Below are 26,964 nucleotides of genomic sequence, written 5' to 3'. Positions count from 1 at the left end.
ATGCCCAGAGACCCGCCTTCGCCACCGGTGTTCCTCCCGATCTCTACACATTTCACCGCTACACCGGGAATTCCAGTCTCCTCTGCATCCCTCAAGAACGGCAGTATCAGCCGACGTTTCTCGGTTGAGCCGAGAGATTTCACGACTGACTTGCCATCCCGCCTACGCGCCCTTTACGCCCAGTGATTCCGAGCAACGCTTGCCCCCTCTGTCTTACCGCGGCTGCTGGCACAGAGTTGGCCGGGGCTTCCTCTGAAGGTACCGTCAAATGCCGGCGGTTATCGCGCCGACACCCTTCTTTCCCTCTGACAGGGGTTTACAACCCGAAGGCCTTCGTCCCCCACGCGGCGTCACTCCGTCAGGCTTTCGCCCATTGCGGAAAATTCCCCACTGCTGCCTCCCGTAGGAGTCGGGGCCGTGTCTCAGTCCCCGTGTGGCTGGTCGTCCTCTCAGACCAGCTACCCGTCATAGCCTTGGTGAGCCGTTACCTCACCAACTAGCTGATAGGCCGCGAGCCCCTCCAAGAGCGGCAGCTTGCGCTACCTTTCCTCCTCAGGTCTCGCGACCCGAGGAACGTATCCGGTATTAGCCTCCCTTTCGAGAGGGTATCCCGAACTCGAGGGCAGGTTACCCACGTGTTACTCACCCGTGCGCCACTAGGACCGCCGATGTATTGCTACACCGACGTTCCCCGTTCGACTTGCATGTGTTAGGTACGCCGCCAGCGTTCGCTCTGAGCCAGGATCAAACTCGCCATAAAAAGCGATGAACCTGGTCCTCTAGCTCGAACGTGTGTTACTGCGATTCAGCGTGCAGTCACTCGGCCGAGCGCAAGGTACTCGATAGAACGGATGGTGCTCACACCTCTTCGGTGAGCCGATAGCATATGCGACTTTCAAAGAGCCCTACGGTCAGCTTGGAAGGTGACCGGATGTACCGCTAAACCCATGCTCAACTTCGAGCGAAAAGCCACTATACGCATGGCCAAGCGCCATGTCAAGCTCTCAGTGCCTGACAGGGCCCATCACCCGGTCGAGTTCACGTCCCGTCCTCCAGGATGACCAGGTGGTACGTCCGTTTCCCCTTCCGGAGCAGCAGATATCGCTGGTGGAGGGCCCGGTCGCGGGAGACCCCCTCGGCAGGGTCGGTGACCCGGCGGCCGTTCACCAGGACGGCGCCGCTGGCCAGAAGCTCACGGCCCGCTCGCCTGGAGGGGGCCAGCCCGGTGCGCACGAGCACGTCGGTCAAGGTCAACCCGGCCGGGCCCGACAGCCGGGTCGTCGGCACCTCCCGGAAGGCGTGAATCAGCTGCGGCTCGGTCAGGCTGGCGACATCGCCGCTGAACAGCGCCTCGGAGATGGACTCGGCCTCCCGCACACCCTCGTCCCCGTGAATGAGGCGTGTCACCTCACGAGCGAGCGCCCGCTGGGCCGCACGCTTCTCGGGCGCCCGGACCGTCGCCTCCGCCAGGTCGGCGATCTCCTCGAGAGAGAGGAACGTGAAGTACTTGAGGAAGCGGCCCACATCGGCGTCCGCGGCGTTGAACCAGAACTGGTACATCTCGTACGCCGAGGTCTTGGCGGCGTCCAGCCAGACCGTCCCCGCCTCGGTCTTGCCGAACTTACCGCCATCGCTCTTCGTCGCCAGGGGCAGCGTCAATCCGAACGCGGCCCCTGCCGTCTTGCGCCGGATGAGCTCGATGCCGGCCGTGATGTTCCCCCACTGATCGGCCCCCCCGATCTGCACGGTGCAGCCCTCGGTCCGCCACAGCTCGAGAAAGTCGTACGACTGGAGGATCTGATAGCTGAACTCCGTGTAGGACAGGCCGACGTCGGCGCGCCCCATCCGCGACCGGACCGACTCCTTGCCCAGCATGGCGCCGACCGGGAACTCCTTGCCCACGTCGCGCAGGAAGGTGATCACGTCCAGCCGGGACAGCCAGGCGAAATTGTCCAGGAGCTTGGCGCCGGCCGCACCCGCGCCGAAGTCAAGGAACCGAGCCACCTGTCGCTTGAGCCGCTCGGCCCAGGCCGCAACCTGCTCGGCGTCGTTCAGCGGACGCTCGGCCGCCTTGCCGCTCGGGTCCCCGATGAGGCCGGTGCCGCCGCCGATGAGCACGATGGGGCGGTGGCCGGCCCGCTGGAACCGCCGCAGGGCCAGCAGCGGCAGCAGGCTGCCGATGTGCAGGCTGTCGGCGGTCGGATCGAAGCCGCAGTAGACGACGCGCGAGCCCGGCGCGAGGTGCGCCTGCAGCTCATCCCGCCCGGTGGCGTCGGCGACGAGCCCCCGAGCCTCCAGATCCCCCAGCAGTCCCGAACTCCGCATGAGCAGAGCGCATTATCGCATCGCGCCGGGTGGAGGTCGCGGTCTCAAGAGGCATCCCGGACGGGACCTGTCGGTATAATGGAGGCCGCATGTCGTGGTTCAGGTTGAAGGGGCAGGCCGCCCAGAACGGCGGCACGGTGCGCGGGGCCCGGCGGTGGCTGCGGCGGTTCCTCCTGGCGGTCGGTGTGCTGACCCTGCTGTTCGGTGCCGGCCTGGCCGCCGCTGCGCTGTGGGCCTTCATGATCCTGCCACGCTCTCTGCCTCCGGTGACCGCTCTCGAGAACTTCCAGCCCGTCCTGGGCACCCGCATCTACGACGACAACGACGACCTCCTCACCGAACTGCATGCCGAGCGGCGGATCTTCGTTCCCCTCGCCCAGATCCCGGCGACGCTGCGCGATGCCGTGATCGCCACCGAAGATCGTCGCTTCTATTCCCACTGGGGCCTGGATCCCATCGGGATCGCCCGGGCCATCGTCCAGAACTATCGCCGGGGCCGGATCGTCGAGGGCGGCAGCACGATCACCCAGCAGCTCACCAAAGTGCTGTTCCTCACACCGGACAAGAGCCTCGAACGAAAGCTCAAGGAGGCCGTGCTGGCCCTCGAGCTGGAGCGCCGCTACTCCAAGGACCGGATTCTCGAGATGTACCTCAATCAGGTGTACTTCGGCCATGGCGCCTTCGGCGTGGAGGCGGCGGCCCGGACGTTCTTCGGCAAGTCGGTGGCGGAACTCGACGTCCGCGAGGCCGCGCTCATCGGCGGCCTGCCCCGCGCGCCCTCGAGCTATTCCCCCTTCGAGCACCCGGAGGCGGCCAAGCTGCGCCGGGAGACCGTGCTCCGGCGCATGGTGGAGTACGGGGCGCTCAAGGAGGAGGAGGCCAAGCGGCTGGCCCGGAGCGACCTGGGGCTCATCCCGCCCGAGCGCCGGCGGACGACCGGCCAGTACTTCATCGACTATGTCCAGCAAGTGCTGGACGCCCGTTACGGCGCCGACATGGTCTTCAAGGGCGGCCTCAACGTCTACACGACGCTGGATCCGTGGATGCAGCTGGCCGCCGAAGAAGCCGTGCGAAACGGCCTGAAGGCGCTGGAGACGCGGACCAGCGGAGGCCGCTCCGGCGAGCACCCGGAAGGCGCGCTGATCACGATCGAGCCGCAGACCGGCTACGTGAAGGCCATCGTCGGAGGCTACGACTTCTTCAGGAGCGAGTTCAACCGCGCCGTCCAGGCCCGGCGGCAGCCCGGCTCGGCGTTCAAGCCCTTCGTCTACGTGGCCGCCCTGGAGGCCGGCTTCACCCCGGCCAGCCTCATCGAGGACTCGCCCGTGACGTACCCGGTGGGGCGAAACGGCGCCGCCTGGAAGCCGGAGAACTACGACCGTCAGTTCCGCGGCCCCACCACCCTGCAGGAGGCCGTGGAGGACTCGATCAACGTCGTGACCATCAAGCTGCAGGAGCAGCTGGGCGTGAGTCGCACCATCCAGGTCGCTCGCCGCTTCGGGATCACCAGCCCCCTCACGACCGACCTGACGCTCGCCCTGGGGACCTCCGACCTCTCGCTGCTCGAGCTGACCTCCGCCTACACGGCCTTCGCCAACGAGGGGATCTGGATGCCGCCCACGACGGTCCGCTACGTCACGGACGCCGGAGGACGGCTACTCGAGGAGCACGTGCCGGAGGGGCGGGAAGCCGTGTCGCCCGAGGTCGCCTACATCATCACGCACATGTTGAGGGGGGTGGTGGAGCGCGGCACCGGGCAGGGGGCGCGAGTCCTGAACCGGCCCGTGGCCGCCAAGACCGGGACGACCAACGACTACTCCAACGCCTGGTTCATCGGCTACACCCCGCAGCTGGCCACCGGCGTGTGGGTCGGCTACGACCGTCCCCGGAGCCTGGGCCGGGACGAGACCGGCTCGCGGGTGGCCGTTCCCATCTGGACCTCGTACATGCAGAAGGTCATCGGCAAGAGCCCCAAGGACGACTTCCCGGTCCCCGAGGACATCGCCATGGCGCCGGTCGACCTCCATCCGTCGAACGAGTGCGTGGAGGTCGTGACGATGGCCTTCATCAGGGGAACCGAGCCCGACGTTCCCTGCGGCGTCCGGCGAGAGAGGGTCCTGCCTGAGACTCCGGCCGGCGTTCCGCCGCTCGTCCACGAGGCCCCACCGGTTTCCCCCGGGGTGGCGCCCTCGTCGGGGCTGCCACCGGCCGCGTCCTCGGCCCCGGCGCCGGTTCCACCGCCGCCGGTCCCCGGGGCGCCCGCCACCGGTTTCCCGGACCCGCCAGCGTCCCGCCCGACGGAGCTCCCGGCACCGGAGTCGAAGCTGCCTTCGCCGATCGACACCGCCCGGCAGCTTCGCTAGGAGCGGTCGGCGCCCACCCGGGGGTACTCGCGGGCGACCTCGGCCCAGGCCGAGCCGCCAAGCAGGCGTCCGAACACGGCGGGGAGCTCGGCCAGGGGCACACGGATCTGCTCCATCGAGTCACGGTCCCTGATGGTGACACGCTGGTCGCCGACCTCGCCGCGCCCGGCGTCACCGACGGTCTGAACATCCACCGTGAGGCAGAACGGGGTGCCGACCTCGTCCTGGCGCCGGTACAGCCGGCCGATGGCTGCCGTGTCGTCGTAGACCACGACCCAGTGCCGGGCCAGGCAGTCCCGGACCTCCCGAGCTCGGGCCACGATGTCCTCCCGCTTCTTCAGCAACGGCAGCACCGCGATCTTGACCGGCGCGATGTCGGGATGGAAGCGGAGGACGACCCGCTTCTCCCCGCGCACCTCTTCCTCGTGGTACGCGTCGGTCATGAACGCCAGCACGCTGCGATCCACACCGGCGGCGGGCTCGATGACGTAAGGCACGACGTGAGCTTTCCGTTCCTCGTCGAAATAGGTCAGCGATTTGCCGCTGAACGCCGCGTGCTGCTTGAGGTCGAAGTCCGTACGGTTGGCGATGCCCTCCAGCTCGCTCCACCCGATGGCGAAGCGATACTCGATGTCGACGGTGCGCTTGGAATAGTGGGCCAGCTCCTCCTTGGGGTGCTCGCGCAGCTGGAGGTTCTCGGCCCGGATGCCGTATCGGCGGTACCAGGCCAGGCGCTCCTCGATCCAGTAGTCGTGCCAGTACTCGTCGGCGGGCCGGCCATCCACCGTGTCGTGGGGATTGACGAAGAACTCCATTTCCATCTGCTCGAACTCGCGCGTCCGGAAGATGAAGTTGCCCGGCGTGATCTCGTTGCGGAAGCTGCGGCCGATCTGGGCGATGCCAAAGGGCAGCTTCCGCCGCGTGGCCTGGAGCACGTTTTCGAAGTTCACGAACATGGCCTGAGCCGTCTCGGGGCGGAGGTAGGTGAGCGCCGCGTCGTCCTCGACCGGGCCCAGGAACGTCTTCAGCATCATGTTGAACTGCCGCGGCTCGGTCAGCTCCCCCCGGCCGCACTCCGGGCACAGGGTGCGGCGGGCGCCGCAGTGCTTGCAAGACTCCCCGGCGGGGACCTCGAACTTGTTGTCTTTCTTGGCCGGGCAGTAGTGGGTCCACGGCTGCTCGTCGAGCTTGTCGGCCCGGAACCGGCGCTTGCAGGCCCTGCAGTCCACCATCGGGTCCGTGAAGCGCTCGAGATGCCCACTCGCCTCCCATACGCGGGGGTGCATCAAGACGGCGGCCTCGATTCCCACGACATCGGCACGTCGATGGACGACGTCTTGCCACCAGAGGTTCCGGATGTTGCGCTTCAGCTCGACGCCGAGCGGGCCGTAATCCCAGGCGGACCCCAACCCGCCGTAGATCTCGCTGGACTGGAAGATGAAGCCGCGGCGCTTACAGAGCGACACCAGCGCGTCCATACTCACCGTCACAGGCTCTCCTCGGTCACGGGAGCCCTTCACTGGCGCTCCTCGCCTCCCAGTATGGGCGAAAACCGCTCGATTTCCCGTACGAAGCGTGAGGTCCGGGTCGGCTGGCCGATGAGCCCGCCCACCTGACGCTCGAGTAGCTCGCGCAGCTCTCGCCCGGCGCGACCGAGCCGACTGCCCGTCGCCTCCTCCCAGCTGAGGCCCCGAAGCCGGCGGAGCGTGGCGAGACTGCCGGCGTCCAGGTGCAGCAGGTCGGCGCCCGCCGCGCAGCCGGCGCAGACGGTGCCGCCCCCCTCCACGTCGACGGGCACCGGGCCCCGGTCGGCCGGCCGGCGCCGACCACAGAGCACGCAGGCGTCGATCCGGAGGCGGTGGCCGAGCGCCTCGATGCAGCGCAGGCCGAAGACGACGGCCACCCGACGCGGCGCGATCCCCAGCTCCAGGCTCTTGAGCCCCCGCAGTAACAGCCCATACACGGCGGGATTGGGATCGCGGTCGCCGGTGAGCCGGCCCACGCACTCCGCCATCCACGCCGCCTGCCCCAGCCGCTCCAGATCGTCCCGGACCCGGTCGAAGGGATGGATCACGTCGAAGTGGTCGACCTGCACGAGGTCGCTCCGTCCCCCGTCGAAGAACACCAGGTGGCCGACGGTGAGCAACTCCAGGGCTCCGCTGAAGCGAGACCGCATCCGACGGGCGGCCTTGGCCACGCCCCGGATCTTTCCCCGCTCGCGCGAGAAGAAGGTGACCACCCGATCGCTCTCCCCGAGCGGGAAGCTGCCGATCACGACCGCGGTAGCCTTGCCGAGCGCCATCTCAGGAGGTCAGTCGGAACCCGAACTCGCGCAGCGCGCGGTCGTCTTTCCGCCAGCTGCGGCGCACCTGGACGGTCAGCCCCAGGAACACGTGGATGCCGAAGAAGGCTTCCAGATCGTGCCGGGCCGCCATGCCGATCCGCTTGAGCAAACTTCCGCCTTTACCGATGAGGATGGCCTTCTGGGAGTCCCGTTCCACGAAGACGGTCGCCCGGATATCGAGTCGGGGGGGCTTCTTCAGCTCCACGAGCTCGTCCACGCGCACGGCCACCGCGTACGGGACTTCGTCCCGCGTCAGCAGGAAGACCTTCTCCCGGATCACCTCGGCGACGTAGAACGTCTCCGGCTGATCGGTCGCGGTATCGTCGGGGAAAAACGCCGGATGCTCGGGCAGGGCTCGCACGATGAGCTCGATCAGCCGGTCGCAGTTGGTGCCGTCCAGCCCCGAGACCGGCAGGATCTCGGCGAAGGCGTGATGGCGGCGCCAGGTCTCGATGACCGGCAGCATCCGGCTCTTGGGACCCACGGCGTCGGCCTTGTTCAGCAGACAGAAGGCCGGGGCCGACCGGGCCGCGAGCTCCGCGAGCAAGAGCGGGTCGGGATGCTCTCGTTCAGTGGCGTCGACGACCACGCAGATGAGGTCCACGTCCTCCAGGGCCCGCTCCACCGTCCTGCGCATGAGCTCTCCCAGCTTTCCGCCGGCGACAGTCAAGCCCGGCGTATCCACGAAGACGATCTGGGCCCCGGGAAGATTCTTGACCCCGGTGATCCGGTTGCGGGTGGTCTGCGGCCGCGGCGTCACGATGGCCAGCTTCTCGCCCACGAGGCGGTTCAGCAGCGTCGACTTGCCGGCGTTGGGCCGGCCCAACAGGGCCACGAACCCCGCACGAAACCCGGAGGGGGGCTGCGCCCCCCTTCCGGAACCTCCCCCCAGAACCTGTTGCGCCGGCGAAGCCGGCGCTCGAACGGGCGACTTCATACGTGCAGCAGTCCCTTCCAGAGCCGAGCCGGCGGGGCCGGCTCGCGGGCACTGAGGATCTCGCGCTCCCGCTCGTGCATGAGCCGGGCCTCGAGGGGGTCGCGGTCGTCATAGCCCACCAGGTGCAGGACGCCGTGGGTGACGAGTAGCGCCACCTCGGCGGCGACGGGAACCCCCAGACGTCGGGCCTGACGCATGGCAGCATCGGCCGAGACCACCACCTCACCCACCAGCCCGCCGAGCTCCGGCGTCTCCACGGGAAAGGCCAAAACGTCCGTTCGGCGGCCTATCCCCCGCCAGGCTCGGTTCAGCTGTCGGATCTCGCCGTCGTCCACGAAGCGAATCTCGACGCTCGCGCCGGGCCGCCCCAGCGCCGCCAGGGCTCGCTCAGCCGCACGGGCGATGTGGACCCGGGACACGGGAAGGCGGCGCCGACGGCACAGGACGAGGCACGGCACCGCCTAAGGTCGGCCGGCCGGTGCGCCGCCGTCACGAGACCGCGCGGTGTGGGCCTCGTAGGCGCGAACGATCGCCGACACGAGATCGTGGCGCACGACGTCCTGATCGTCGAAGTGCACGAAGCGGATGCCCGGGACGTCCTTGAGAATGCTCTGCACCTCGATGAGGCCGGATCCCCGCGAGGCGGGCAGATCGACCTGGGTGACATCACCGGTGATCACCATCTTGGAGTTGAAGCCCAGCCGGGTGAGGAACATCTTCATCTGCTCGGCGGTGCTGTTCTGGGCCTCGTCCAGGATGATGAAGGAGTCGTTGAGCGTGCGCCCCCGCATGTAGGCCAGCGGCGCGATCTCGATGGCGCCCTTCTCCATCAGGCTGCTCACCTTCTCCGCCTCCAGCATGTCGTAGAGGGCGTCGTAGAGCGGGCGGAGATACGGGTGGACCTTCTCGTAGAGATCGCCGGGGAGGAATCCCAGGCGCTCGCCGGCCTCCACCGCGGGACGGGTGAGCACGATGCGCGCCACTTCGCGCTTCATGAGGGCCGAGACCGCCATGGCCACCGCCAGGAACGATTTGCCCGTGCCGGCGGGCCCGATGGCGAAGACCATGTCGCTGGTGCGGATGGCCTCGACGTAGCGCTTCTGGCCCAGGGTCTTGGGGGCCACCCACTTCTTCCGGGACGGGACGGGAATGGCGTCGGCGAACAGCGACTTGAAGTCGGCGTCCTCGTCACCGGCCAGCATGCGCATGGCCGCGCGGACCTCGATGCTGCGCACCGGCGCCCCCGTGCGCACCAGGTCGGCCAGCTGGGTCAGCGCGCGCTCGGCCTTGCGGACCTGCCGCTCCTCGCCCTTGAGCGTCATGTCGTGACCCCGAGCGACGATGCGCACGTCCAGCGCGTCTTCGATCGTGCGGAGGTGGTCGTCGTTGCGCCCCAGGAGCGGCAGGAGATCGACGTCCGGGGCCAGGGATATACGCCGCGTGACGATGGTGGCTTCGCTCAACTCGGCTTGCTGTTCCTGTCCCAGTCTACCACGGCGATGCCGAGCTCCCGGAGCTGGGCCGGGCTCGCCGGCGCCGGCGCTTCCGTCATCGGATCGACGCCTTTCTGCGTCTTCGGAAAGGCGATCACTTCGCGGATCGACTCCTCGCCGGCCAGGCTGGCGGCCAGACGGTCCAGGCCGAAGGCGATCCCGCCCATCGGAGGCGCTCCGAACTCCAGCGCGTCCAGGAGGAAGCCGAACTTCGCCCGGGCCTCGTCCTTGTCGATGCCGAGGAGCTGGAACATGCGTTGTTGCACCGCCTGCTGGTGGATGCGGATACTGCCGCCCCCGATCTCCTGGCCGTTGAGCACGAGATCGTAAGCCTTGGCGAGGATCGAGCCGGGATCCGATTCCAGCCGAGCCAGGTCCGCGTCCCGCGGTGCGGTGAACGGGTGGTGCATCGCCTGCCACCGCCGCTCCTCCTCGCTCCACTCCAGCAGAGGAAAGTCCAGGACCCAGAGGACCGCGGAGGCGTCGGGCGGCACCAAACCGTACCGCTCGGCCAGCTCCACACGAAAGCGGCCCAGTACCGTCTCGGCGGTCGCCCGCTGGTCGCCGACCAGAAGCAGGAGGTCCCCCTCACCCGCGCCAGTGGCCTCCAGCAGGGCGGCGCGGTGTGCTTCCAGGAAGCGGGCCACCGGCGACTGCAAGCCGGCGCTCGTGACCTTGACCCAGACCAGGCCCTTGGCTCCCCACGTCTTGGCCGTGTTCACCAGCTCATCGGCTTCCCGGCGGCTCAGCGCCCCGGCCCCGGGCACGCGCAAGCCCTTCACCACCCCGCCGGAAGCGGCGACCTGGGCGAAGGCCTGGAATTCGCCGCCCCGGAACAGGGCCGTGACATCCGCGAGCTCCAGGCCGAAGCGGAGGTCGGGCTTGTCGGACCCGAAGCGGGCCATGGCCTCGGCGTACGTCAGCCGCGGGAACGGCCGGGGCAGCTCCACGCCCTTGACCTCCCGGACGATGTCGACGACGAGGCCTTCGACCAGGGCCAGGACGTCGTCGCGGTCCACGAACGAGGCCTCGAGGTCGATCTGCGTGAACTCGGGCTGGCGGTCGCCACGCGAATCTTCGTCGCGGAAGCAGCGCACGATCTGGAAGTACCGCTCGAACCCGCCGACCATGAGCAACTGCTTGAAGAGCTGGGGCGACTGGGCCAGCGCGTAGAAGCTGCCACGATTGAGGCGGCTGGGCACCAGGAAGTCCCGCGCTCCTTCCGGCGTGGTGCGGATGAGGAACGGCGTCTCGACCTCGATGAAGCCGTGGCCGTGCAGGTACGCCCGCGTCGCGCGGCAGATCGCGTCGCGAATGGCGAAATTGCGGTACAGCCGGGGCCGGCGGAGGTCAAGATACCGATAGGTGAGTCGGGTCAGCTCGTCGATCTCGACGTCGTCCTCGATCGGGAAGGGCAGGGCGCGGGCATCGTTCAGCACGCGCAGCTCGCTCACCTGGACCTCCACCGCGCCCGTCGCCAGCCGGGGGTTTTCCGTTCCCGGCGGCCGCCGGTGCACCACTCCGCGCAGGGCCAGCACGAACTCGTTGCGGATGGCTTCCGCTTTGGCATGGGCCTCGGCGCTGGTCGCCGGGTTGAACACGGCCTGGGTGAGGCCGGTTCGATCGCGCAGGTCCACGAAGATGAGACCACCGTGGTCGCGCCGACGGTGGGCCCAGCCCATCAGGGTCACCGACTGCGCCGTGTGCTCGGCCCTGAGCGCGCCGCAGGGATGCGACCGGCGCCAGTCGCCCAGCGGCTCGGTCATGGCGAGCCCCCGCCGGGCGCCGGGCCGTCCCGGTGGCCGAACCACCGTAGCTCGGGTCGGTCCGTGCCATCGAAGACGGCGAACCCCGCAAACCCGTGTACCTCCAGGGCAGCCAGCCGGGCGCCCATGCGCTTGCCGCGCGCCTCGACCGACACGGCCAGGCCCTCGGCCCGCAGCCGCCGCGCGACCCTCAGCACCGCGGCCAGGTCGTCCTCCGTCTCGTCGAACATCAGGGCGATGCGCCGGTCCTGCGCCGACCGTGCCGACGGGCGGGCCATGAGGATCGAGACGACCCGTTCGAAGCCGATGGAGAAGCCGGTGGCCGGAACCGGCTCGCCCAGGATCTTTCCGATCATGTCGTCATAGCGTCCGCCGCCGGCGATCGACGACGGAAACGCCGACGAGCCGATCTCGAAGATCGGTCCCGTGTAATAGGACATGCCGCGCACCAGGGTCGGATCGAAGGCGATCTGCCAGTGTCCGGCGGCCTCCGACCCGACCGTCCGCATGATGGTGGCCAGCGTGGCGAAGGCCGCCGCGTCGGCGTGCGCTCCCAGGCGTGCCTTCAGGTCTTCCAGGTTCCGGTCGGACCCCGGCGTCTTCTCGATCTGGGCGAACAGCCGCATCAGCTCGGCAATGGCCGAGGCCGGATGGCCGGCGCGCTCCAGCTCCTCGATGACCTCCGCCCGCTCCAGCTTGTCCATCTTGTCGAGGGTGATGAACACGCTGTCGTAGCGATCGGGGGCGAACCCGCAGGCGCGCGCCATCCCCACCAGGATCCGCCGGTCGTTGATGCGAACCGTCAGGTCCCGCAGTCCGAGCTCGCGCAGGGCGTCGGTGGTCGCCAGGATGAGCTCGATCTCGGCGATCGCCGACCGGACGCCCAGGATATCGATGTCGCACTGGGTGAACTGGCGAAACCGCCCCTTCTGCGGGCGCTCGGCCCGCCAGACCGGGCCGATCTGCACCGCCTTCAGCGGCTTGGCGAGCTGGGCATGGTTGTGGGCGTAATAGCGGGCCAGCGGAACGGTCAGATCGAAGCGGAGGCCGAGATCCACCAGATCACTCTCGCTGGCGGCCCGGGCCAGGTCGAGCTTTTCGCCGCGCTTGAGGACCTTGAAGATCAGCTTCTCGTTCTCGCCCCCCTCCCCTTGGGTCAACAGCTGGATGTTCTCGAGGGCCGGGGTCTCCACCCGCCGAAAGCCGTATCGTCGGTAGACGGTCAGGATGGTCTGCGCCGTCGCATCGCGTAACTCGGCCTCGTCGGGCAGGATGTCCCGCATCCCACGGGGGGGCTCGGCGCTGATCCGGGGTGTCGCCTTGCGCGGCAACCTACTCGGGAGTGGTGATGATGATCTGCGTATCGCCCCCCGTTCGGAGGAGGCCCTTGCGCCGGAGCACAGCGGCCACCAGGGTCGGGGCGGACTCGCCCGGGATTGCGCCCAGCCCGATGACGAGGCCTTCGAAGCCCGAGTCCACCACTTGCAGCCGAAAGCCGGCCGGCCCCCGGTACACGACGCCCATGAGACCCCGTTCCTCCTGGTTCACCGGGACGACGATCTCCTGCACGCCGTCTCCGTCGAGGTCGACGGAGACCGGATTCGGCTCCATCTTGAAGAACTTGTCGACCAGCATCTCCATCATGGCAATCCGCACCTGGCCCTGGGCGGGGCCGCCGCCGCCCACCGCCGACTGCGACCGCCATACCTCCTGGCCGATCCCGTTGGCGACCACGAGGCGGCTCTGCTCGTCCACGAACGCCACGACTCGCTCGGCGCCGGCGATGTTGGAGAACGTCGCTCCCGTCGGACGAAACGACGAGTGTACGATCACGCGCTCGCTCGCGACGACGTCGGCCTTGTCCTTGTCGAGCTTGTAGCGGGTGGCCGTGCCCAGCGTCCAGAACTTCTCCGCGTCGTAGCGCTGCCCCCACAGCGACCGGTTCACCCCATCGCCGGCCTCGTCGACAGCCAGGAGCAGGAGGGGGATGTCGCCGGCGAGGAGCGCCGGCCTGCCGTCCTTCGTGGTCAGGACGTACGACAGCATCCCGACCTTGACATCCTGGCGATTCACCACCGCTTCCAGCACCCCGTCGGCATCGAGGTCGGCCAGCTGGACGCTGAGGATCTGGCCGGCCATCAGCTTGTCGTGAGTCCACTCCGGCTCCAGGGTCTGGGCTTTGACCCGGTACAGGAACACGCGCTGCCCGTCGGTGACGACGATGCGCGGCAGCTTGTCGCCTGGCGCCACCGCTACGTCCATCGAGCGGACGAGGAACGGAAACGTCACCAGCGATTTGAGAGGAATGGAAGCGGCGCTGGCCGAATAGCGGTTGGGCTCGAAATCACCGGACAGCAAGCGCGTCAGCAGCGAGCGGCGCTCGACCTTCTCGCGTTGGGCGCCCGGGGCAGTGGAAAACTGCCTGGCCGAGCTCGGTTTGATCGAGGGCGGCACGAACATGGCGTGCTGGAGCGCCGGGGCGTCGAGCGCGGGGGAGAGGAGGCGAACCTCCATGAAGGGCTTGCCCTGCTGGGTCGTGAAGTGCATGGCCAGGACGTGGCCGACCTTGAAGCGCTCGGCGGCCGGCCGAAGGCCCTGTCCGCGCAAGAAGTCCTCGGGCGTGATCCGCTCCTGGGCCAGCCAGACCCCGACCTCGTCGGCGAAGCGGACCTGGAAGCGGTTCGTCCGCTCCAGCTCCTGAACGAGCTCGGCCGTCGCGGTCTCGACCGTGCGGGATCGGCTTGCGGCTAACACGACGACGGCCAGGCCGACCTTGCCGGCGGCCGCCCGGGCGGTGTCTCCCGGCTGCAACCGCACGAGCACGTCGGGAGCGGCCGACGCGACGGCGTATTGCTCGAACGACTCGACGACCACGAGGCGGCCCAGCCTCTCCTCGGCTCGGCCCAGCAGCTTCTTCGTCCTCGGATGGTAGAGCTCACGACCCTCGCGCACCGCCGTGAGCTCCAGGCCGGGGTGGACCCCTTGCGAGCGCCCGCTGGCGAGGGTCACGCGGCCGTCGACGACGTCGACGACCTGCGTCTCGACGGTAGGGAAGAGCCCGGCGAGCTGATCGGCGAGCACGCGGAGCGCCGGGGCGTGCTCGTCAGCCGGAGCCGGCGGAGGAACCGTCACTCCGAGGGCGGCGACGGCGATCGCCAGCGCGAAGAGCAGGCGCAACCACCCCACGACGCCGCACTATAACACCACGGCGCCCGGGGAGGGCGGGGAAACCCTCCCGAGCGCCAGCAGGTCAGAAGGTCACGCGCATCCGTGCGGAGACCTTGTACACGTCCTTGGCATCCCGGCTCGGCCCGCCGACGATCTGCGCGCTGTCCCGCGCGGGGCCGGCAAAGAGGTAAGCCCCGATGAGGTCGAAGGAGGTGTTGGCGGTGAAGCGATACGTGAACCCCCCGTTGACCTCGGTCCCCAGATAGCGCTCGTCGCCGCCGCTGGCCGGCGTGATCCCGTTGGTCTGGGCCACCAGGCTGGCCGGGCTCAGGGGATTGATCAACGCGCCGTCGGTGTCGACCTCCTCGGCCGTCCATTGCGCCAGCGTGACGAAGTGCGTGATGAACGCCGGCGTGACGGCGTAGTCCATCGCCACCGCGGCGACGATGCGGCCGTACTTGTCATAGCTGGGATTGGCGCCCAGCTTCATGCCCGTCACCGCGCCCCCCTGGAAGGGCAGCTGGTAGTCGACACCAGCCGACTCGATCTCCGACCACCCGGCGAAGTAGAGGATCGTCCCGGGGTTGATCGCCTGGTAGTAGTTGATGTCGGAGCCGCCGGCGCACACGCCGGCGACCGTCTGGACGCACTCGGTCGCCTCGTTGCCGGGGGTATACATTCCACGAACCTCGATGGTCAGCGGCCCGGACCGAAACCCGCCGATGACGTCGAAGATCCAGGAGCTGATGTCCACCTCATTCTTGCCGCCGGCCGTGGCGGCCACCGTCTCCTGCTCGCCGAACTGGTACAGAAACGTCGGCTGGAGCGACCAGGGCCCGAACACCCACCGGAGGTCGCCGCCCAGCGTGTGGCGCACGGTCGCCTTGTTGGCCTGGGAGGCGGCCGCCGGCGAGAATCCGCCCTTGGGCTCGGTCCCGAACGCCGCCGGTGTGCCGCTGCCCCGGTCGAAACGGACGTACGAATACGTCGGCTTGACCGTCAGCTCTTTGGAGAGGCTCACCAGGAGGCTGCCCACGAAGGCGAAATCCTCCGTGCCGACCGGGTTGAGCACTCCGTCGAGCTGCTCGTCGATCTGCGCGTACGTCAGGACCGAGCGGATGTTCTGGGCCCACCCCGTCTCGAACGTCGCTCCGGGAAAGTCGCCGCTGAACTGGATACCCGGCTTGAAGTCGTGACCACGGGCGGGCTGCGCCCCGAAGCGGCCGACCGTGGGCATGGGCACGAAGGGCAGCAGGGAATCCGACCCGGTGATCGGCGCCTCCAGGTACAGCCACTTGACCTCGATCTGCCCCTTCTCATCGGCCTCGAGGTCGAAGCCGTTGTTGCCGCTGGGCGCGGCGGTCAAGGTATCGATGCGGCCGTTGGCGAAGTCCATCTCGAGGGACAGGACCCCCTTGGAACGGCCCACCTCGCCCGTCACGGTGAAGATTCCGCGCTCGCGCGAGTACCAGCCGTTGTCCCGGCCGTGAGCGCCGGGAATCGGGGCGGCGCCGGTGATGTCGAAATCGGAGAGGTTGTGGTAGAGCGAGCTCACGAAGTCGATGAGGCCGTTGATCGTTACCTTGGGGGCCGGCGCGGCTGGCGGTGTCTGGGCGAACGCCGGCACGGGCCACGCGAACCAGGCCGCGACGGCGATGAGGCACCACACGATCTGTCTCATTTGGCACCTGCGATGACGTGGCGAGCGTGGGACATTCGCACCGTCAGGCAATTCCTCCCGCCGCGACGACGAGAGTACGGTTGACGACGAGGGCACGGTCACGGTCGTCGTGGCGCCGATCGTTCGGCGCCATCGAGTGGCTTCGGCTCCAGGTGTGTGATGGGGGCCTGCATCGATCGTCGTGCCCGGTCTTGCGGTCAGCAACGACGATGCCAAGGCTGGTGACGAAGAGAACAGGACGTTCGGAGCAACGGGCTGAGTCAGGCGACTCATTCCATCCGGGGTCGCGTGTCACGCTGACGAGCAACACTGACAGCCTGCGGCACGTGCACCGGGTCGCGCGCTCATCGCACGGGCCGCCGAGTGTCGAGGGCGGCCGAGCGATGCCCGTGAGGCCCCTGCCCGCGGTAGCGTGGCGGGTGTCACGGCCCCAGCGAGCCACGGCGCGACGTCGAGCCGACGAGCGGCCCGAGCAGGCGCCGTGAGGACGCTATCGTGGTGAGAGACCCGGCAAGAAGCTGTCGGAAGGATCTACGCGAGGTGAGACACGACGGGGGGCATGGGAGTTCCCATGCCCCCCGTGTACGTCAGGGACGAGTTAGAACGTGACGCGCATCCGCGCCGCGATCTTGTAGATGTCCTCCGGATCTTGACCGGCAAAGCCGCGGGCGTCGCCAGCAAACAGGTAGCCGCCGATCAGGTCGAACGCCACGTTCGGGGCAAAGCGATAGGTGAAGCCGGCGTCGATCTCGGTACCGAGGTAGTTGTCGTCGCCGCTGCTCACCGGAGCGCTGTTCAGGGGGGCGTCGGTGTCCACGTCCTCCGCCGTCCACATCGCGTTCACGACGGCGTGCAGGACGAAGGCGGGGGTCACCGCGTAGTCGGCGGCCGCGGCGAGCGTCATGCGGCCGTACTTGTCATAGCTCGGGGAGACGCCGAGCCGGGAGCCGTTGGCCGCCGGGGCGCCACCGAAGTAGACGAGGTTGTAGTCCACGCCCGAGGTCTGGATCTCGGCCCACCCGGCCTGGTAGATGAACCCCGGGTTGATCGCCTGGTAGTACTTGATGTCCTCACCGCCGGCGCCGCAGAAGCCGCCGGCCTGAACGCAGTCCTCGGCCTTCATGCCCGGCGTGTAGGCGAAGCGCCCCTCGATCAGGAGCGGGCCGGCCTGGAAGCCGCCGATGACGTCGAAGATGAAGGACGTGATGTCGACGTCGTTGGTGTGGCCGCACGACGCGACGGCGCACTCCTGGGTGCCGAACAGGCCGATGAGCGTGGGCTGCAGGGAGAACGGCCCCGTCCGCCACCGCACGTCGGCGCCGATGTAGTGGCGCGTGAGGTGCGCGCCGATGACGTTGGGGGTGAACCCGCCCTTCGGCGACTCGGTGCCGAGGTTGACGGTCCCGGTGTTGAAGGCGTCATAGTTCGCGTACGCGTACGTGGGCTTGATGGTGAAACCCTTGAACAGGTCGATCTCCACGCTCGCCAGGAACGCGATGTCCTCGGTCTCCCCGGACAACTCATCGAGCGCCTCACCGATCTGGGCGAACGTGAGCGTGCTCCTGAGGTTCGGGGCCCACCTCGTCTCGATGCTCACGCCGGGGAAGTCACCGGACCACAGGACGCCGGGCTTGTAGGCATGCCCCCGGGCCCCCTGCTGGCCGAACCGGCCGATCGACTCCATCGGCAGGAACGGCATCAGCGATCCCGCGCCGGTCACCGGTACCTCCACGTAGAGCCACCTGGTCTCGATGACCCCGGCCACGTCGCCGTCGAGGTCGAAGTTGTTGGAGGTCCCCGAGCTGTTGGGACCGTCGCCGTTCGTCATGTCGATCTCGAAGGCGTAGACCGCCTTCGCCTTGCCGATGGCTCCGGTGATCTCGAACCGACCGCGTTCGCGAGAGTACCAGCCGTCGTCGTCGTCGTTGGTGATGGTGGTGGTGCGCAAGTTCTTGTAATACGACGAGACGAAGTCCAGGAGCCCGCTGACCGTCACCTTCGGGGCCGGCGGCTGCGCGAAGGCTGCCGGCGCGCAGAACCCGAGGATGACGACCACAGACAGGACGGCTGCGAGGATGATCCTCATACCGCCTCCTCAGTGTGGTGGGTGAGATGCTCGAATGCCGTTCTGCATGGCCCAACACCAACACCTGCACACCGCGGGCAGAGCCCTGATCAGCGGCAGACCCCACCCCGCAGCGGGCAAATTTCTACCCCATGCATTGGTACCAGGTCAAGTTTAGTTTGACGTTTCTAGCGGTGGGACTGCGGGCGGTCGTCCAGCGCCTCGAGCTGGCCGATGGCCGCCTGGCCGAAGCGAGACTGAGGCGCGAGGTCTCGCGCCCGCCGGAAGGCCTGTCTGGCTTCGTCGGGACGGCCCTGAGCCAGCAGGACCAACCCCAAGTTGTAGTAGGGGCCTTCCAGGGCGGGCTCAAGCCGTATGGACAGCCGCAGCGCTTCCTCGGCTTCCCGATACTGCTTGAGGTGGTAGAGGGCGAGGCCGAGGTTCTGATAGGCGATGTGGGGCACGCTGAGGGTCGGCATGCCGAGGGCGCGCCGATACGCCGGTACGGCGTCGCCCCAGCGTGCCATTTCGGCCAGTGCTATACCCGTGTTGAGGTGTGCCTCGGCGTAGCTGGGGTCGAGCTCGATGGCGCGCTCGAACTCCTTCAAGGCCAGATCGGGGCGCAGCAGCCGGTCGAGGTAGAGGACACCGAGCGTATTGCGATAGATCGGCACCGTGCCGTCGAGCCCGATCGCTTCCTGAAACGCGCTGAGGGCCAGCGACGCCTGCCGGTCGCGCATGTGGCCAAGACCGCGCTCGTACGCAGCCCGGGCTTGCAGCCGGGTGACCTCCGAGGGTTGCCCGCTCGCGCATCCGGCGAGCCAGAGGGCCGCGAGGACCACGGCGAGCCGCCAGGGCCGTTGTCTTGACACGTTATGATCTCCCCGTGTAGCGTCGAAGTCGTGCCGACGTATGAGTATCAATGCCAGCAGTGCCGCCGTACCTTCGAGGTTCGACAGCGGATCACCGCCGAGCCACTGCAGCGCTGCGAGGTCTGCGGGGGACCGCTGCACCGCCTGCTCTCCCCCGCGCCGTTCATCTTGAAAGGCGAGGGATGGTACGTCACCGACTATCCCTCGCAGGCGCGCAAGAAGGCACTCGAGGCGGAGAAGAGCGGAACCAAGACGGACTCCAAGGACACCGCATCCGCGGAGAAGTCTAGCACTGCCCCCGCGAAGGAGGCGTCATCTACGAGCGGCTCCGCGGGCGCTTCGCCCCCGGCAGAGAAACCGTCCGCCTGAAGACGACCGGCGTTCCCCGACGGGCGCCGAAGCGCTCTGCCGCATTCCCGTCGCGCACGACCACCTCGAGCCGATTGCGAGAGCCGATCAGCGCGCCGGCACCACCGGGCGGAAGATCCGCATAGGTGCCGACGAGCGGGAGGACCGAGCCGCAGATCCTCACGGCCCCGGCCGCCGGCGTCACCACCTGGGCGGCGGCGATCGAGGTGACGAGATTGCCGAAGCGGTCGATGTGGACGACGGCGCCCGCCACGCCGCCCGGCACCGGACGCGCCTCCGGCCACGGCAGTCGTACCGGATCCAGCACCGGGGCCCCGAAGCCCGACGGCGCCACGCCGAGTGCGAGGTGGGCCGCGGCGGGGGCGAAGACGTCGCGTCCGTGAAACGTCCGACTCACCGCGGGCAGCCGGTACTCCGGGGCCGTCAGCTCGAAGGCGACCCAGCCACCGCGCAGCAGGATCGGGGTGAACAGGCCGTTGTCCGGCCCCACGAAGCACTGCTCGGCGGCCACGACGACGAGGCCCCGCCGCTCGCTCCCCACGTCGGGGTCGACCACGGCCAGGTGCGTGGTGCCTTTGGGAAAGAACGGCGCGGCGGCATCGACGGCGAGCGCGGCTTCGGCCACCTGCTGGGGCTCGACATCGTGGGTGACATCGACGAGCTGCACGGTGGGCGCGATGCCGAGGATGACCCCTTTCATCTCGGCGACATAGCTATCGCGGATCCCGAAGTCCGTGGTCAGCGTGACGATCGGCGTCGTGAGCCTCCGTTCCGGCCCTGCCGCTCCCAACTGTGTCACACCCCGCGTGAGCGGGGGAGGTTTGGAGGGGGGCGCAGTCTCTGTGCCCCCCTCCAAGCTATCGATCGCGATCGACCACGAAGTCGGCGATGAGGGCGAGCGTCTCTCGCTCCTCCGAGAGCGCGAAGCGTTCCAGGTCGGCCTTGGCCGCCTGGGCGAAGAGCGCGGCGCGCGCGCGGGCATAGTCCACGCCGTCGTACTTGAGGACGAGCTCCCGGATCTCGGCCAGCTCGGCAGGAGCCAGCTCGGGTTGTTTCAGCAGGCGTCGCACACGCTCGTTGGCCGCCGGCGCCGCGCGCTCCAGCATGGCGATGAGGGGCAGCGTCCGCTTGCCCTCGCGGAGGTCGCTCCCGATCGCCTTTCCCAGCCGGTCCTGGTCGGCCACGAAATCCAGCGAGTCGTCGGAAATCTGGAAGGCCACGCCCACGTCGAGCCCGTAGCGCGTGAGGGCCTCGACCTGCTCCGGCGGCAGCCCCCCCAGCAGGGCGCCGATCCGGCAGCAGGCGGAGATGAACGAGGCTGTCTTCTGCGTGATGATGCGCAGGTAATCGGCCTCGGTGGTGAGGCCGCTGCGCTTGCGCTCCAGCTGGAACACCTCGGCCTCCGTCATGGAGACGGTGGCCCGGGCCAGGGTCTCCATCACGGCCCGGTCGTTGTCACGCACGAGCAGGGCGAACGACTTCGAGTAGAGATGATCGCCGACCAGGATCGAGGCGTCGTCTCCCCACTGGGCGTTGGCCGACGGCCGCCCGCGGCGCAAGGGGGCCTGGTCGACGACGTCGTCGTGGATCAGCGTCGCCGTGTGCAGGAGCTCGACGACGCAGGCCAGCTGCACCGAGCGCGGGCCGCGGTAGCCGGCCAGCCGGGCGGCCAGCAGCAGGAGCATGGGACGCAGCCGCTTGCCGCCGGCTCCCGCGATGTACCCGCCCATCTCCTGAATGAGCGACACCGGCGAGTCGAGCTCGCCTCGAATCCTGGCCTCCACGGTCTGCAGCTCGGCCCCGACGAGCGCCCCGACGCGCTCCTTGAGGATCTGTTCCAGGGTCGGAGTCGGCACGCAGGCGCTATTTGGGGACGACGCGATCCCGTACCCGGATCTGCGCGCCCGGCTCGACGGTCTGGATCTCGGCCACCGAGAACTTCTCGCGCACCTCGACGATGCGCGCCGTGCCGATCTCCTCGTCCAGCTCGCCCAGCACTTCTCCGGTCACCGGATGCACGATGGGAATGCGGTCCCGGCGCAGGCTCACGATGGAGCCGGCTTGCAGGCCGTCGCTGGCCGTGAGGTCGACGGCGATTCGCGTGGTGTCGACGAACACGACGTAGCCACGGGTGCTTTCCGGGGCGGGCGCAGGCGGGCCCGCCGTGGCCGCCACCGCCGCGGCCGTCTCACTGCGGGCCGGTTCGCCCCGGGCCGGCTCGTTGCGAGCCGACTCGGTGGTCGGCGACGGCATCCCCTGGCGGGGACTGATCTTGCCGCCGCCCGGAGGCCGGCCGTACTTGGCCACGATCTCCGGGGTGGCGATGATCGAGCGTTTTCCGAGCAACAGGGTCCGCAGGGTCGTGGGAACCTTGTCCTCCTCGACCCAGATGTACTCCGGCTCGCTGGGCACGTCCCCGAAGCGCGGATTCTTGATGAGCAGCCAGCGGGTCTCGGCGGACTTCAGGGCAACCGAGGGCTCGCCAGGTCCCGGCATCCCCACGATGTTGCGGAGTGTGGCACAGCCAGTGAGAGCCAGGGCGAGCATGAAGACGAGGCTGAGGCGCCCGTGTCTCATGCGGGCCCTACCATAGCACACTCAGTCTTCGGGCCGCGGCTCCCAGGGGAATCGCTGGCCCTCGACGCTGCCGGCCGGGACCAGGGGCAGGCGCCGGGAGAACAGGGCGGTGCCGGTGACGGCCGAGATCCAGGTGACATCGAGGTGCATCACCCCCCCGCGCTCGAGGAGCACGGGGATGAGCCAGCCCCCGACGTCCAGGTTCCTGGCGATCCGCCTGGCCCGCTCGGGCCGGGCCAGGACCTCCGCCACCCGCAAGGCGCCGTTGGCGAACATGTCGGTGACGGCCAGCGGATCGACGACCAGGAAGCGCTTGGACCGCTCCAGGACGCTGGCCATGAGGTAGGGCACTCGCCGGACGTCGGCATCGCCGCCGGTCAGGTCCAGCAACGGCGTGACGGCGAGGCGAATTCGCCCGCGGGTGATCCGGGCACCATCTTCGGGGCGGGGCTCGCGGGCATCGGGCGCGGGGATGAGCAGGGCCTCGGAAAATTGCTCCTCGACCCGCCGGATCTGAGCGTGCCCGAGAATGTCCTCGTAACGGCCGATCAGGCGCCCCGTAAACGGATGATAGAACGGCTCGCCGCGCCTGAACACGGTCAGCTCCTGGCCGACGCGGGCGCCGTCCCGCTCTCCGATGTCGAGGTAGACGGTTCGTCCCTCGACGGCGACGACGATGCCATCCAGAGGCTGCGTCGCCCTGATGAAGTCGTCGGCCATGAGGGCGAACGTCGCCCCCACCCGGTCGGCCAGGCCGGCGGCGGCGGGGCTGGCCGCGACGACGAGCGCGGCGAGCAGGCTGGTCAGCGCGAGGGCCGCGCGGAGCACCATCAGAACGTCACCGACGGCTGATGCGTGCCGAACACCGCGCGCAGCCGCTGACAGATCTCGCCCAGCGTGACCGACGCGTCGACGGCGTCGACGATGAGCGGGACGAGGTTGTCCCGGCCCCGGGCCCCACGTTCCAGGGCGTCCAGGGACCGCAGCGCGGCGCTCTCGTCGCGGCCGGCGCGGACTCGGGCGATCCGCTGGCCCAAGGCTTCCCCCACGCCGGGATCGAGCTGGAACAGATCGCCCGGCGCCGCTTCCTCGGTGACGAAGTCGTTCACCCCCACCACCACCCGGACCTTGTCCTCCACCTCCCGCTGGTAGCGGTAGGCGGCCTCCTGGATCTCCCGCTGCATGAACGGAATGGCCGCCACCGCGCCGCCCATGTCATCGATCCGCTCGATGTAGTCGACCGCGGCCTCTTCGAGGTCGGTGGTGCATCGCTCCAGCGCGAAGGATCCGCCCAGGGGATCTACGAGGTCGGCCACGCCGGACTCGTGGGCGAGGATCTGTTGCGTGCGCAGGGCGATGCGCACCGCCCGCTCGGTCGGCAGCGCCAGGGCTTCGTCCATGGAATTCGTGTGCAGGGACTGGCAGCCGCCCAGGATCGCCGCCAGCGCCTGCACCGTCACCCGCACGATGTTGTTCTCGGGCTGCTGGGCGGTGAGCATGCTGCCCGCCGTCTGGGCGTGGAAGCGCAGCATCATCGAGCGGGGGTCACGAGCGGCGAACCGGTCGCGCATCGTCCGGGCCCAGAGCCGGCGCGCGGCGCGGAATTTGGCGACCTCCTCCAGCAGGTTGTTGTGGGCGTTGAAGAAGAACGACAACTGGGGCGCGAAGTCGTCCACGGCGAGGCCCGCACGCCGAGCCGCCTCGACGTAGGCGATGGCGTTGGCCAGCGTGAACGCCACCTCCTGCACCGCGGTGCACCCGGCCTCGCGCATGTGGTAGCCGGAGATCGAAATGACGTTCCAGCGGGGCACGCGCTCGTGGCAGTAGGCGAACATGTCGGTGATGAGGCGCAGCGACGGCTCCGGGGGAAAGATGTAGGTCCCCCGGGCGATGTACTCCTTGAGGATGTCGTTCTGGGTCGTCCCGCTCAGGCGGGCCTCGGCGACGCCCTGGCGCCGCGCCACCACCACGTAGAGGGCGAGGAGGATGGCTGCGGTGGCGTTGATCGTCATCGAGGTCGACACGCGGTCGAGCGGGATGGCCTCGAACAGGTCCGCCATGTCGTCGACCGAGGCGATCGAGACGCCGACCCGTCCGACCTCACCGCGGGCCTCGGGGGCGTCGGGGTCGTAACCCATCTGGGTGGGCAGGTCGAAGGCCACGCTCAGGCCGGTCTGCCCTTGCTCGAGCAGGAAGCGGTAGCGCTTGTTCGTCTCGGCCGCCGCCCCGAAGCCGGCGTACTGCCGCATCGTCCACAGGCGACCGCGGTACATGGTCGGGTGCACGCCGCGGGTGAAGGGGAACTCGCCCGGCCGGCCCAGGGCGTCCTCGGTGCGGCAGTCACCGACGTCCTCGGGCCCGTAGACCGGCTTCAGGGGCGCGCCCCACGAGGTCGTGAATTCTGCCTTGCGCTGGCGGCCGCGCTCGTTCACAGCGGGATGTTCCCGTGCTTCTTGGGAGGATTGCTGTCCCGCTTGGTGGAGAGCAGCTCCAGCGCCGCCACCAGGCGAGGCCGGGTGTCCTTGGGCTCGATGACCTCGTCGATGTAGCCGCGCTCGGCAGCCACGTAGGGATTGGCGAACTTCTCCCGGTACTCGTGGATCCTGCCCTCGCGGAATCCGGCCAGATCGGTGGTCTGCTCCATGTCCCGCCGGTAGAGGATGTTCACCGCGCCCTCCGGGCCCATCACCGCGATCTCCGCCGTGGGATAGGCCAGGTTGACGTCGCCCCGGATGTGCTTGGAGGACATCACGCAGTAGGCCCCGCCGTAGGCCTTGCGGGTGATGACGGTGAGCTTGGGCACCGTGGCCTCGCAGAACGCGTAGAGGAGCTTGGCCCCCTGGCGGATGATCCCGCCGAACTCCTGGGCGGTCCCCGGCAGGAACCCGGGGACGTCCTCGAAGGTCACCAGGGGAACGTTGAAGCAATCACAGAAGCGAACGAAGCGGGCCGCCTTGACGGAGGCGTTGATGTCGAGGCAGCCGGCCAGATGCGCCGGCTGATTGGCCACGATGCCCACGGGGCGGCCGCCCAGGCGGCCGAAGCCGATCACGATGTTGGGCGCGAAGGCGGCCTGGATCTCGAAGAAGTAGCGATCGTCGAGCACCGTCCGGATCAGCTCTTTCATGTCGTACGGCCGGTTGGGCTGGTCGGGGACGAGCGTCTGCAGCGATGCGTCACGCCGGTCCACGGGATCCGCGGTGGGGCGCCGCGGGGGATCTTCCTGGTTGTTCTGGGGCAAGAACGTGAGCAGCTCGCGGAGCAGGGCCAGGCACTCCTCCTCGCTGTCGGCGGCGAAGTGGGCGACCCCCGACAGGGTGTTGTGGGGGCCGGCCCCCCCGAGCTCATCGGCGGTGACCGTCTCGTGGGTGACCGCCTTGATGACCTCGGGCCCGGTGACGAACATGTTGGACGTGCCCTTGACCATGACGATGAAGTCGGTGATCGCCGGCGAGTAGACGGCTCCGCCCGCACACGGCCCCATGACGGCGGAGATCTGCGGCACGACCCCGGACGCCAGGGTGTTACGGAGGAAGATGTCGGCGTACCCGGCCAGCGAGACGACACCCTCCTGGATGCGGGCCCCACCGGAGTCGTTGAGCCCGATGATGGGGATGCCGGTCTTCATGGCGAGGTCCATCACCTTGCAGATCTTGCGGGCGTAGGCCTCGGACAGGGAGCCACCGAAGACGGTGAAGTCCTGGGCGAACGCGACCACCGGGCGGCCGTGGATCAAGCCCGAGCCGGTGACGACGCCGTCGCCCGGGACGCGCTGGTCGGCCATGTCGAAGTCGTGGCTCTGGTGAACGACGAACCGGTCGACTTCCTGGAAGGACCCGGGATCCAGCAGGAGATCCAGTCGCTCGCGGGCCGTCTTCTTGCCGGCTTTGTGCTGTCGCCGGATGCGCTCCTCACCACCGCCCAGCGCGGCCCTGGCGTGACGCCGGTGAAGCTCGTCGAAGCGGTCCTGGAGGGACATCGAAACCCCGCGCGATTATAAAGACCGAATGTTCACCAAGTCAATGAATTTATTGACTTTCGGCTCGCAATGCCCTGATAATTCGGCTCCATGCACCCCTGGGGCCAAGTGGTTCTCGTCGTCTGCGCCGTGGTCGTCACGGTGGCCCTCATCGCGGCCCTGATCGCGATGCGGCGGGCCAGCGAGCGCGCCGAGCGACTGCTCACGCTCGCCGAGCAGGAGCTGCGGCCGTTCGTCGCCGAGGCCCACGAGCTCATGCAGCAGGTCCGGGCGCTGACGCAGGAGACGCGCGGCGAAGTGGCCCGGCTGGGTGCCCTGACGGAGCGCATGGAAGATCTCTCCGGAGGCCTGGGCCGCGTGCTGGCGGCGGTCGCCGGCCTCACTCGGGCAGGCCAGCTCGTCGGCGTCGCGACCGGTCTCAAGACCGGTCTCGACGTCTTTCTTCACCGGCTGCGCAAGCAGCAAGGAGCGAACGATGAATCGTGAACAGGGCGGCGGGGGCGGCTATCTCGGCTGGTTTCTCCTCGGCGCGGCGGTCGGCGCCGTCGTCGCGCTGATCGGCGCCCCGCGTACGGGACGCCAGGCGCGCGACCTGCTGCTGGAGCGCGGAGGCGATGTCGCCAAGCGCGCCCAGGTGCTGGCCGAGCAGGCTCAGCAGCAGGCCGGGGAGTGGCTCGAGAAGGGGCGCGAGGTCTTCGAGGAACAGACGCAGCGCCTGGTCTCGGCGTTCGAGGCCGGCCGGGAGGCCATGCAGGAGGAGCTGCGCAAGCGCACGACCTCCAGCTGATTCCTCGGAGGGGACCGACGTAGGCGACGAGCGAGCCGGCGCTCCGGGCGGTAGCATGGCCTCCATGCGCGACGTCCAAATCGCTCCGACGTTCGAATCATGGCAGGCGGCCGCCCGCGCGCTGCTGCGCGAGGGCGTGCCGCCCGGCGAGGTGGCCTGGCTCGTGGGCATGGCCGCCCGGGCCCGGCGCCGGGCGCTGCGCGCCGAAGAAGAGGAAGCGTTCCGGCTCGAGGAGGAA

Annotated in this window: 22 protein-coding genes and 1 rRNA gene; 4 read left to right on the top strand and 19 right to left on the bottom strand. The window is 68.8% G+C overall.

Annotation, left to right across the window (positions count from 1 at the left end; all coding sequences use genetic code 11):
• Together VFR64_00730 and tyrS are read right to left on the bottom strand one after the other, a co-directional pair.
• Nucleotides 1-760 (bottom strand): 16S ribosomal RNA (locus VFR64_00730); the annotation flags it as partial.
• Between the two features lie 278 nt (nt 761-1,038).
• On the bottom strand, nt 1,039-2,325 hold the full coding sequence (gene tyrS, locus VFR64_00725) for a tyrosine--tRNA ligase (GenBank protein ID HET9488266.1): 1,287 nt from the start codon (nt 2,323-2,325) through the stop codon (nt 1,039-1,041).
• An 89-nt stretch (nt 2,326-2,414) separates the two neighbouring features.
• Here tyrS and VFR64_00720 point away from each other — a divergent pair, with 89 nt between their 5' ends.
• The gene (locus VFR64_00720) at nt 2,415-4,688 is read left to right on the top strand and encodes a penicillin-binding protein 1A (protein ID HET9488265.1); all 2,274 of its coding nucleotides are present in this window, start codon (nt 2,415-2,417) and stop codon (nt 4,686-4,688) included.
• On the opposite strand, the gene VFR64_00715 is transcribed toward VFR64_00720, so the two are convergent.
• The 11 genes from VFR64_00715 to VFR64_00665 all read right to left on the bottom strand — a co-directional run bounded on the left by VFR64_00715 (nt 4,685) and on the right by VFR64_00665 (nt 19,014).
• On the bottom strand, nt 4,685-6,166 hold the full coding sequence (locus VFR64_00715) for a glycine--tRNA ligase (protein ID HET9488264.1): 1,482 nt from the start codon (nt 6,164-6,166) through the stop codon (nt 4,685-4,687). The two genes, VFR64_00720 and VFR64_00715, sit on opposite strands and share 4 nt — an antisense overlap.
• A gap of 38 nt (nt 6,167-6,204) precedes the next feature.
• A complete protein-coding gene (recO, locus tag VFR64_00710) occupies nt 6,205-6,990 on the bottom strand; it encodes a DNA repair protein RecO (protein HET9488263.1) in 786 nt (261 codons plus the stop codon).
• A gap of 1 nt (nt 6,991) precedes the next feature.
• Nucleotides 6,992-7,924 (bottom strand): GTPase Era, encoded by a 933-nt coding sequence (gene era, locus VFR64_00705; protein ID HET9488262.1) that lies wholly within the window; start codon nt 7,922-7,924, stop codon nt 6,992-6,994.
• A 41-nt stretch (nt 7,925-7,965) separates the two neighbouring features.
• The gene (ybeY, locus tag VFR64_00700) at nt 7,966-8,388 is read right to left on the bottom strand and encodes an rRNA maturation RNase YbeY (protein HET9488261.1); all 423 of its coding nucleotides are present in this window, start codon (nt 8,386-8,388) and stop codon (nt 7,966-7,968) included.
• A gap of 42 nt (nt 8,389-8,430) precedes the next feature.
• Nucleotides 8,431-9,432, bottom strand: a complete 1,002-nt coding sequence (locus VFR64_00695; GenBank protein HET9488260.1) for a PhoH family protein — start codon at nt 9,430-9,432, stop codon at nt 8,431-8,433.
• Nucleotides 9,429-11,228, bottom strand: coding sequence for an aspartate--tRNA ligase (aspS, locus tag VFR64_00690; GenBank protein ID HET9488259.1), 1,800 nt, complete (start codon nt 11,226-11,228; stop codon nt 9,429-9,431). The genes VFR64_00695 and aspS overlap by 4 nt, the downstream gene beginning before the upstream one ends.
• Entirely contained in the window at nt 11,225-12,511 is a 1,287-nt protein-coding gene (hisS, locus tag VFR64_00685) for a histidine--tRNA ligase (protein ID HET9488258.1), read from the bottom strand. The genes aspS and hisS overlap by 4 nt, the downstream gene beginning before the upstream one ends.
• Before the next feature lie 49 nt (nt 12,512-12,560).
• Nucleotides 12,561-14,414, bottom strand: coding sequence for a VCBS repeat-containing protein (locus VFR64_00680; protein HET9488257.1), 1,854 nt, complete (start codon nt 14,412-14,414; stop codon nt 12,561-12,563).
• A 64-nt stretch (nt 14,415-14,478) separates the two neighbouring features.
• Complete coding sequence (locus tag VFR64_00675) at nt 14,479-16,077, bottom strand: hypothetical protein (protein HET9488256.1); 1,599 nt, start codon at nt 16,075-16,077, stop codon at nt 14,479-14,481.
• A gap of 598 nt (nt 16,078-16,675) precedes the next feature.
• Nucleotides 16,676-18,163: a hypothetical protein gene (locus tag VFR64_00670; protein HET9488255.1), complete on the bottom strand. Its 1,488-nt coding sequence runs from the start codon at nt 18,161-18,163 to the stop codon at nt 16,676-16,678.
• Nucleotides 18,164-18,330: 167 nt separating this feature from the next.
• Nucleotides 18,331-19,014, bottom strand: a complete 684-nt coding sequence (locus VFR64_00665; GenBank protein ID HET9488254.1) for a tetratricopeptide repeat protein — start codon at nt 19,012-19,014, stop codon at nt 18,331-18,333.
• 3 nt (nt 19,015-19,017) lie between these two features.
• Between VFR64_00665 and VFR64_00660 the strand changes: the two genes are divergently transcribed.
• Nucleotides 19,018-19,383, top strand: coding sequence for an FmdB family zinc ribbon protein (locus VFR64_00660; protein HET9488253.1), 366 nt, complete (start codon nt 19,018-19,020; stop codon nt 19,381-19,383).
• Here the strand turns inward: VFR64_00660 and VFR64_00655 are convergent.
• From VFR64_00655 to VFR64_00630, 6 genes are read right to left on the bottom strand one after another with little or no spacing between them, the layout of a single operon-like run.
• Complete coding sequence (locus VFR64_00655) at nt 19,331-20,182, bottom strand: SAM-dependent chlorinase/fluorinase (GenBank protein HET9488252.1); 852 nt, start codon at nt 20,180-20,182, stop codon at nt 19,331-19,333. The genes VFR64_00660 and VFR64_00655 overlap by 53 nt on opposite strands.
• 58 nt (nt 20,183-20,240) lie before the next feature.
• Nucleotides 20,241-21,239: a polyprenyl synthetase family protein gene (locus tag VFR64_00650; protein HET9488251.1), complete on the bottom strand. Its 999-nt coding sequence runs from the start codon at nt 21,237-21,239 to the stop codon at nt 20,241-20,243.
• Between the two features lie 7 nt (nt 21,240-21,246).
• Complete coding sequence (locus VFR64_00645; GenBank protein HET9488250.1) at nt 21,247-21,960, bottom strand: hypothetical protein; 714 nt, start codon at nt 21,958-21,960, stop codon at nt 21,247-21,249.
• Nucleotides 21,961-21,981: 21 nt separating this feature from the next.
• The gene (locus VFR64_00640) at nt 21,982-22,791 is read right to left on the bottom strand and encodes a hypothetical protein (protein ID HET9488249.1); all 810 of its coding nucleotides are present in this window, start codon (nt 22,789-22,791) and stop codon (nt 21,982-21,984) included.
• A complete protein-coding gene (locus VFR64_00635) occupies nt 22,791-24,392 on the bottom strand; it encodes a methylmalonyl-CoA mutase family protein (GenBank protein HET9488248.1) in 1,602 nt (533 codons plus the stop codon). Before VFR64_00635 ends, VFR64_00640 begins: the two co-directional genes overlap by 1 nt.
• Nucleotides 24,389-25,939, bottom strand: a complete 1,551-nt coding sequence (locus tag VFR64_00630) for an acyl-CoA carboxylase subunit beta (GenBank protein ID HET9488247.1) — start codon at nt 25,937-25,939, stop codon at nt 24,389-24,391. The genes VFR64_00635 and VFR64_00630 overlap by 4 nt, the downstream gene beginning before the upstream one ends.
• Nucleotides 25,940-26,029: 90 nt before the next feature.
• Between VFR64_00630 and VFR64_00625 the strand changes: the two genes are divergently transcribed.
• Both VFR64_00625 and VFR64_00620 read left to right on the top strand, forming a co-directional pair.
• Nucleotides 26,030-26,425 carry a hypothetical protein gene (locus VFR64_00625; protein ID HET9488246.1) on the top strand — a complete coding sequence of 132 codons (396 nt, stop codon included), beginning with the start codon at nt 26,030-26,032 and terminating at the stop codon, nt 26,423-26,425.
• Nucleotides 26,415-26,726, top strand: coding sequence for a YtxH domain-containing protein (locus VFR64_00620; GenBank protein HET9488245.1), 312 nt, complete (start codon nt 26,415-26,417; stop codon nt 26,724-26,726). Before VFR64_00625 ends, VFR64_00620 begins: the two co-directional genes overlap by 11 nt.
• The last annotated feature ends 238 nt before the right edge of the window (nt 26,727-26,964 follow it).

This window comes from Candidatus Methylomirabilota bacterium (assembly GCA_035709005.1).
Classification (GTDB): domain Bacteria; phylum Methylomirabilota; class Methylomirabilia; order Rokubacteriales; family CSP1-6; genus 40CM-4-69-5.
The sequence above is the reverse complement of the archived record's forward strand: the minus strand, read 5'-3'. Positions and strand labels throughout refer to the sequence as shown.

Bases quoted from the DNA above. Each gene is read 5' to 3' on its own strand.
- tyrS (HET9488266.1), bottom strand. From the start codon at position 2,325: ATGCGGAGTTCGGGACTGCTGGGGGATCTGGAGGCTCGGGGGCTCGTC.
- VFR64_00720 (HET9488265.1), top strand. From the start codon at position 2,415: ATGTCGTGGTTCAGGTTGAAGGGGCAGGCCGCCCAGAACGGCGGCACG.
- VFR64_00715 (HET9488264.1), bottom strand. From the start codon at position 6,166: ATGGACGCGCTGGTGTCGCTCTGTAAGCGCCGCGGCTTCATCTTCCAG.
- recO (HET9488263.1), bottom strand. From the start codon at position 6,990: ATGGCGCTCGGCAAGGCTACCGCGGTCGTGATCGGCAGCTTCCCGCTC.
- aspS (HET9488259.1), bottom strand. From the start codon at position 11,228: ATGACCGAGCCGCTGGGCGACTGGCGCCGGTCGCATCCCTGCGGCGCG.
- hisS (HET9488258.1), bottom strand. From the start codon at position 12,511: ATGCGGGACATCCTGCCCGACGAGGCCGAGTTACGCGATGCGACGGCG.
- VFR64_00675 (HET9488256.1), bottom strand. From the start codon at position 16,077: ATGAGACAGATCGTGTGGTGCCTCATCGCCGTCGCGGCCTGGTTCGCG.
- VFR64_00670 (HET9488255.1), bottom strand. From the start codon at position 18,163: ATGAGGATCATCCTCGCAGCCGTCCTGTCTGTGGTCGTCATCCTCGGG.
- VFR64_00660 (HET9488253.1), top strand. From the start codon at position 19,018: ATGATCTCCCCGTGTAGCGTCGAAGTCGTGCCGACGTATGAGTATCAA.
- VFR64_00645 (HET9488250.1), bottom strand. From the start codon at position 21,960: ATGAGACACGGGCGCCTCAGCCTCGTCTTCATGCTCGCCCTGGCTCTC.
- VFR64_00640 (HET9488249.1), bottom strand. From the start codon at position 22,791: ATGGTGCTCCGCGCGGCCCTCGCGCTGACCAGCCTGCTCGCCGCGCTC.
- VFR64_00630 (HET9488247.1), bottom strand. From the start codon at position 25,939: ATGTCCCTCCAGGACCGCTTCGACGAGCTTCACCGGCGTCACGCCAGG.
- VFR64_00625 (HET9488246.1), top strand. From the start codon at position 26,030: ATGCACCCCTGGGGCCAAGTGGTTCTCGTCGTCTGCGCCGTGGTCGTC.
- VFR64_00620 (HET9488245.1), top strand. From the start codon at position 26,415: ATGAATCGTGAACAGGGCGGCGGGGGCGGCTATCTCGGCTGGTTTCTC.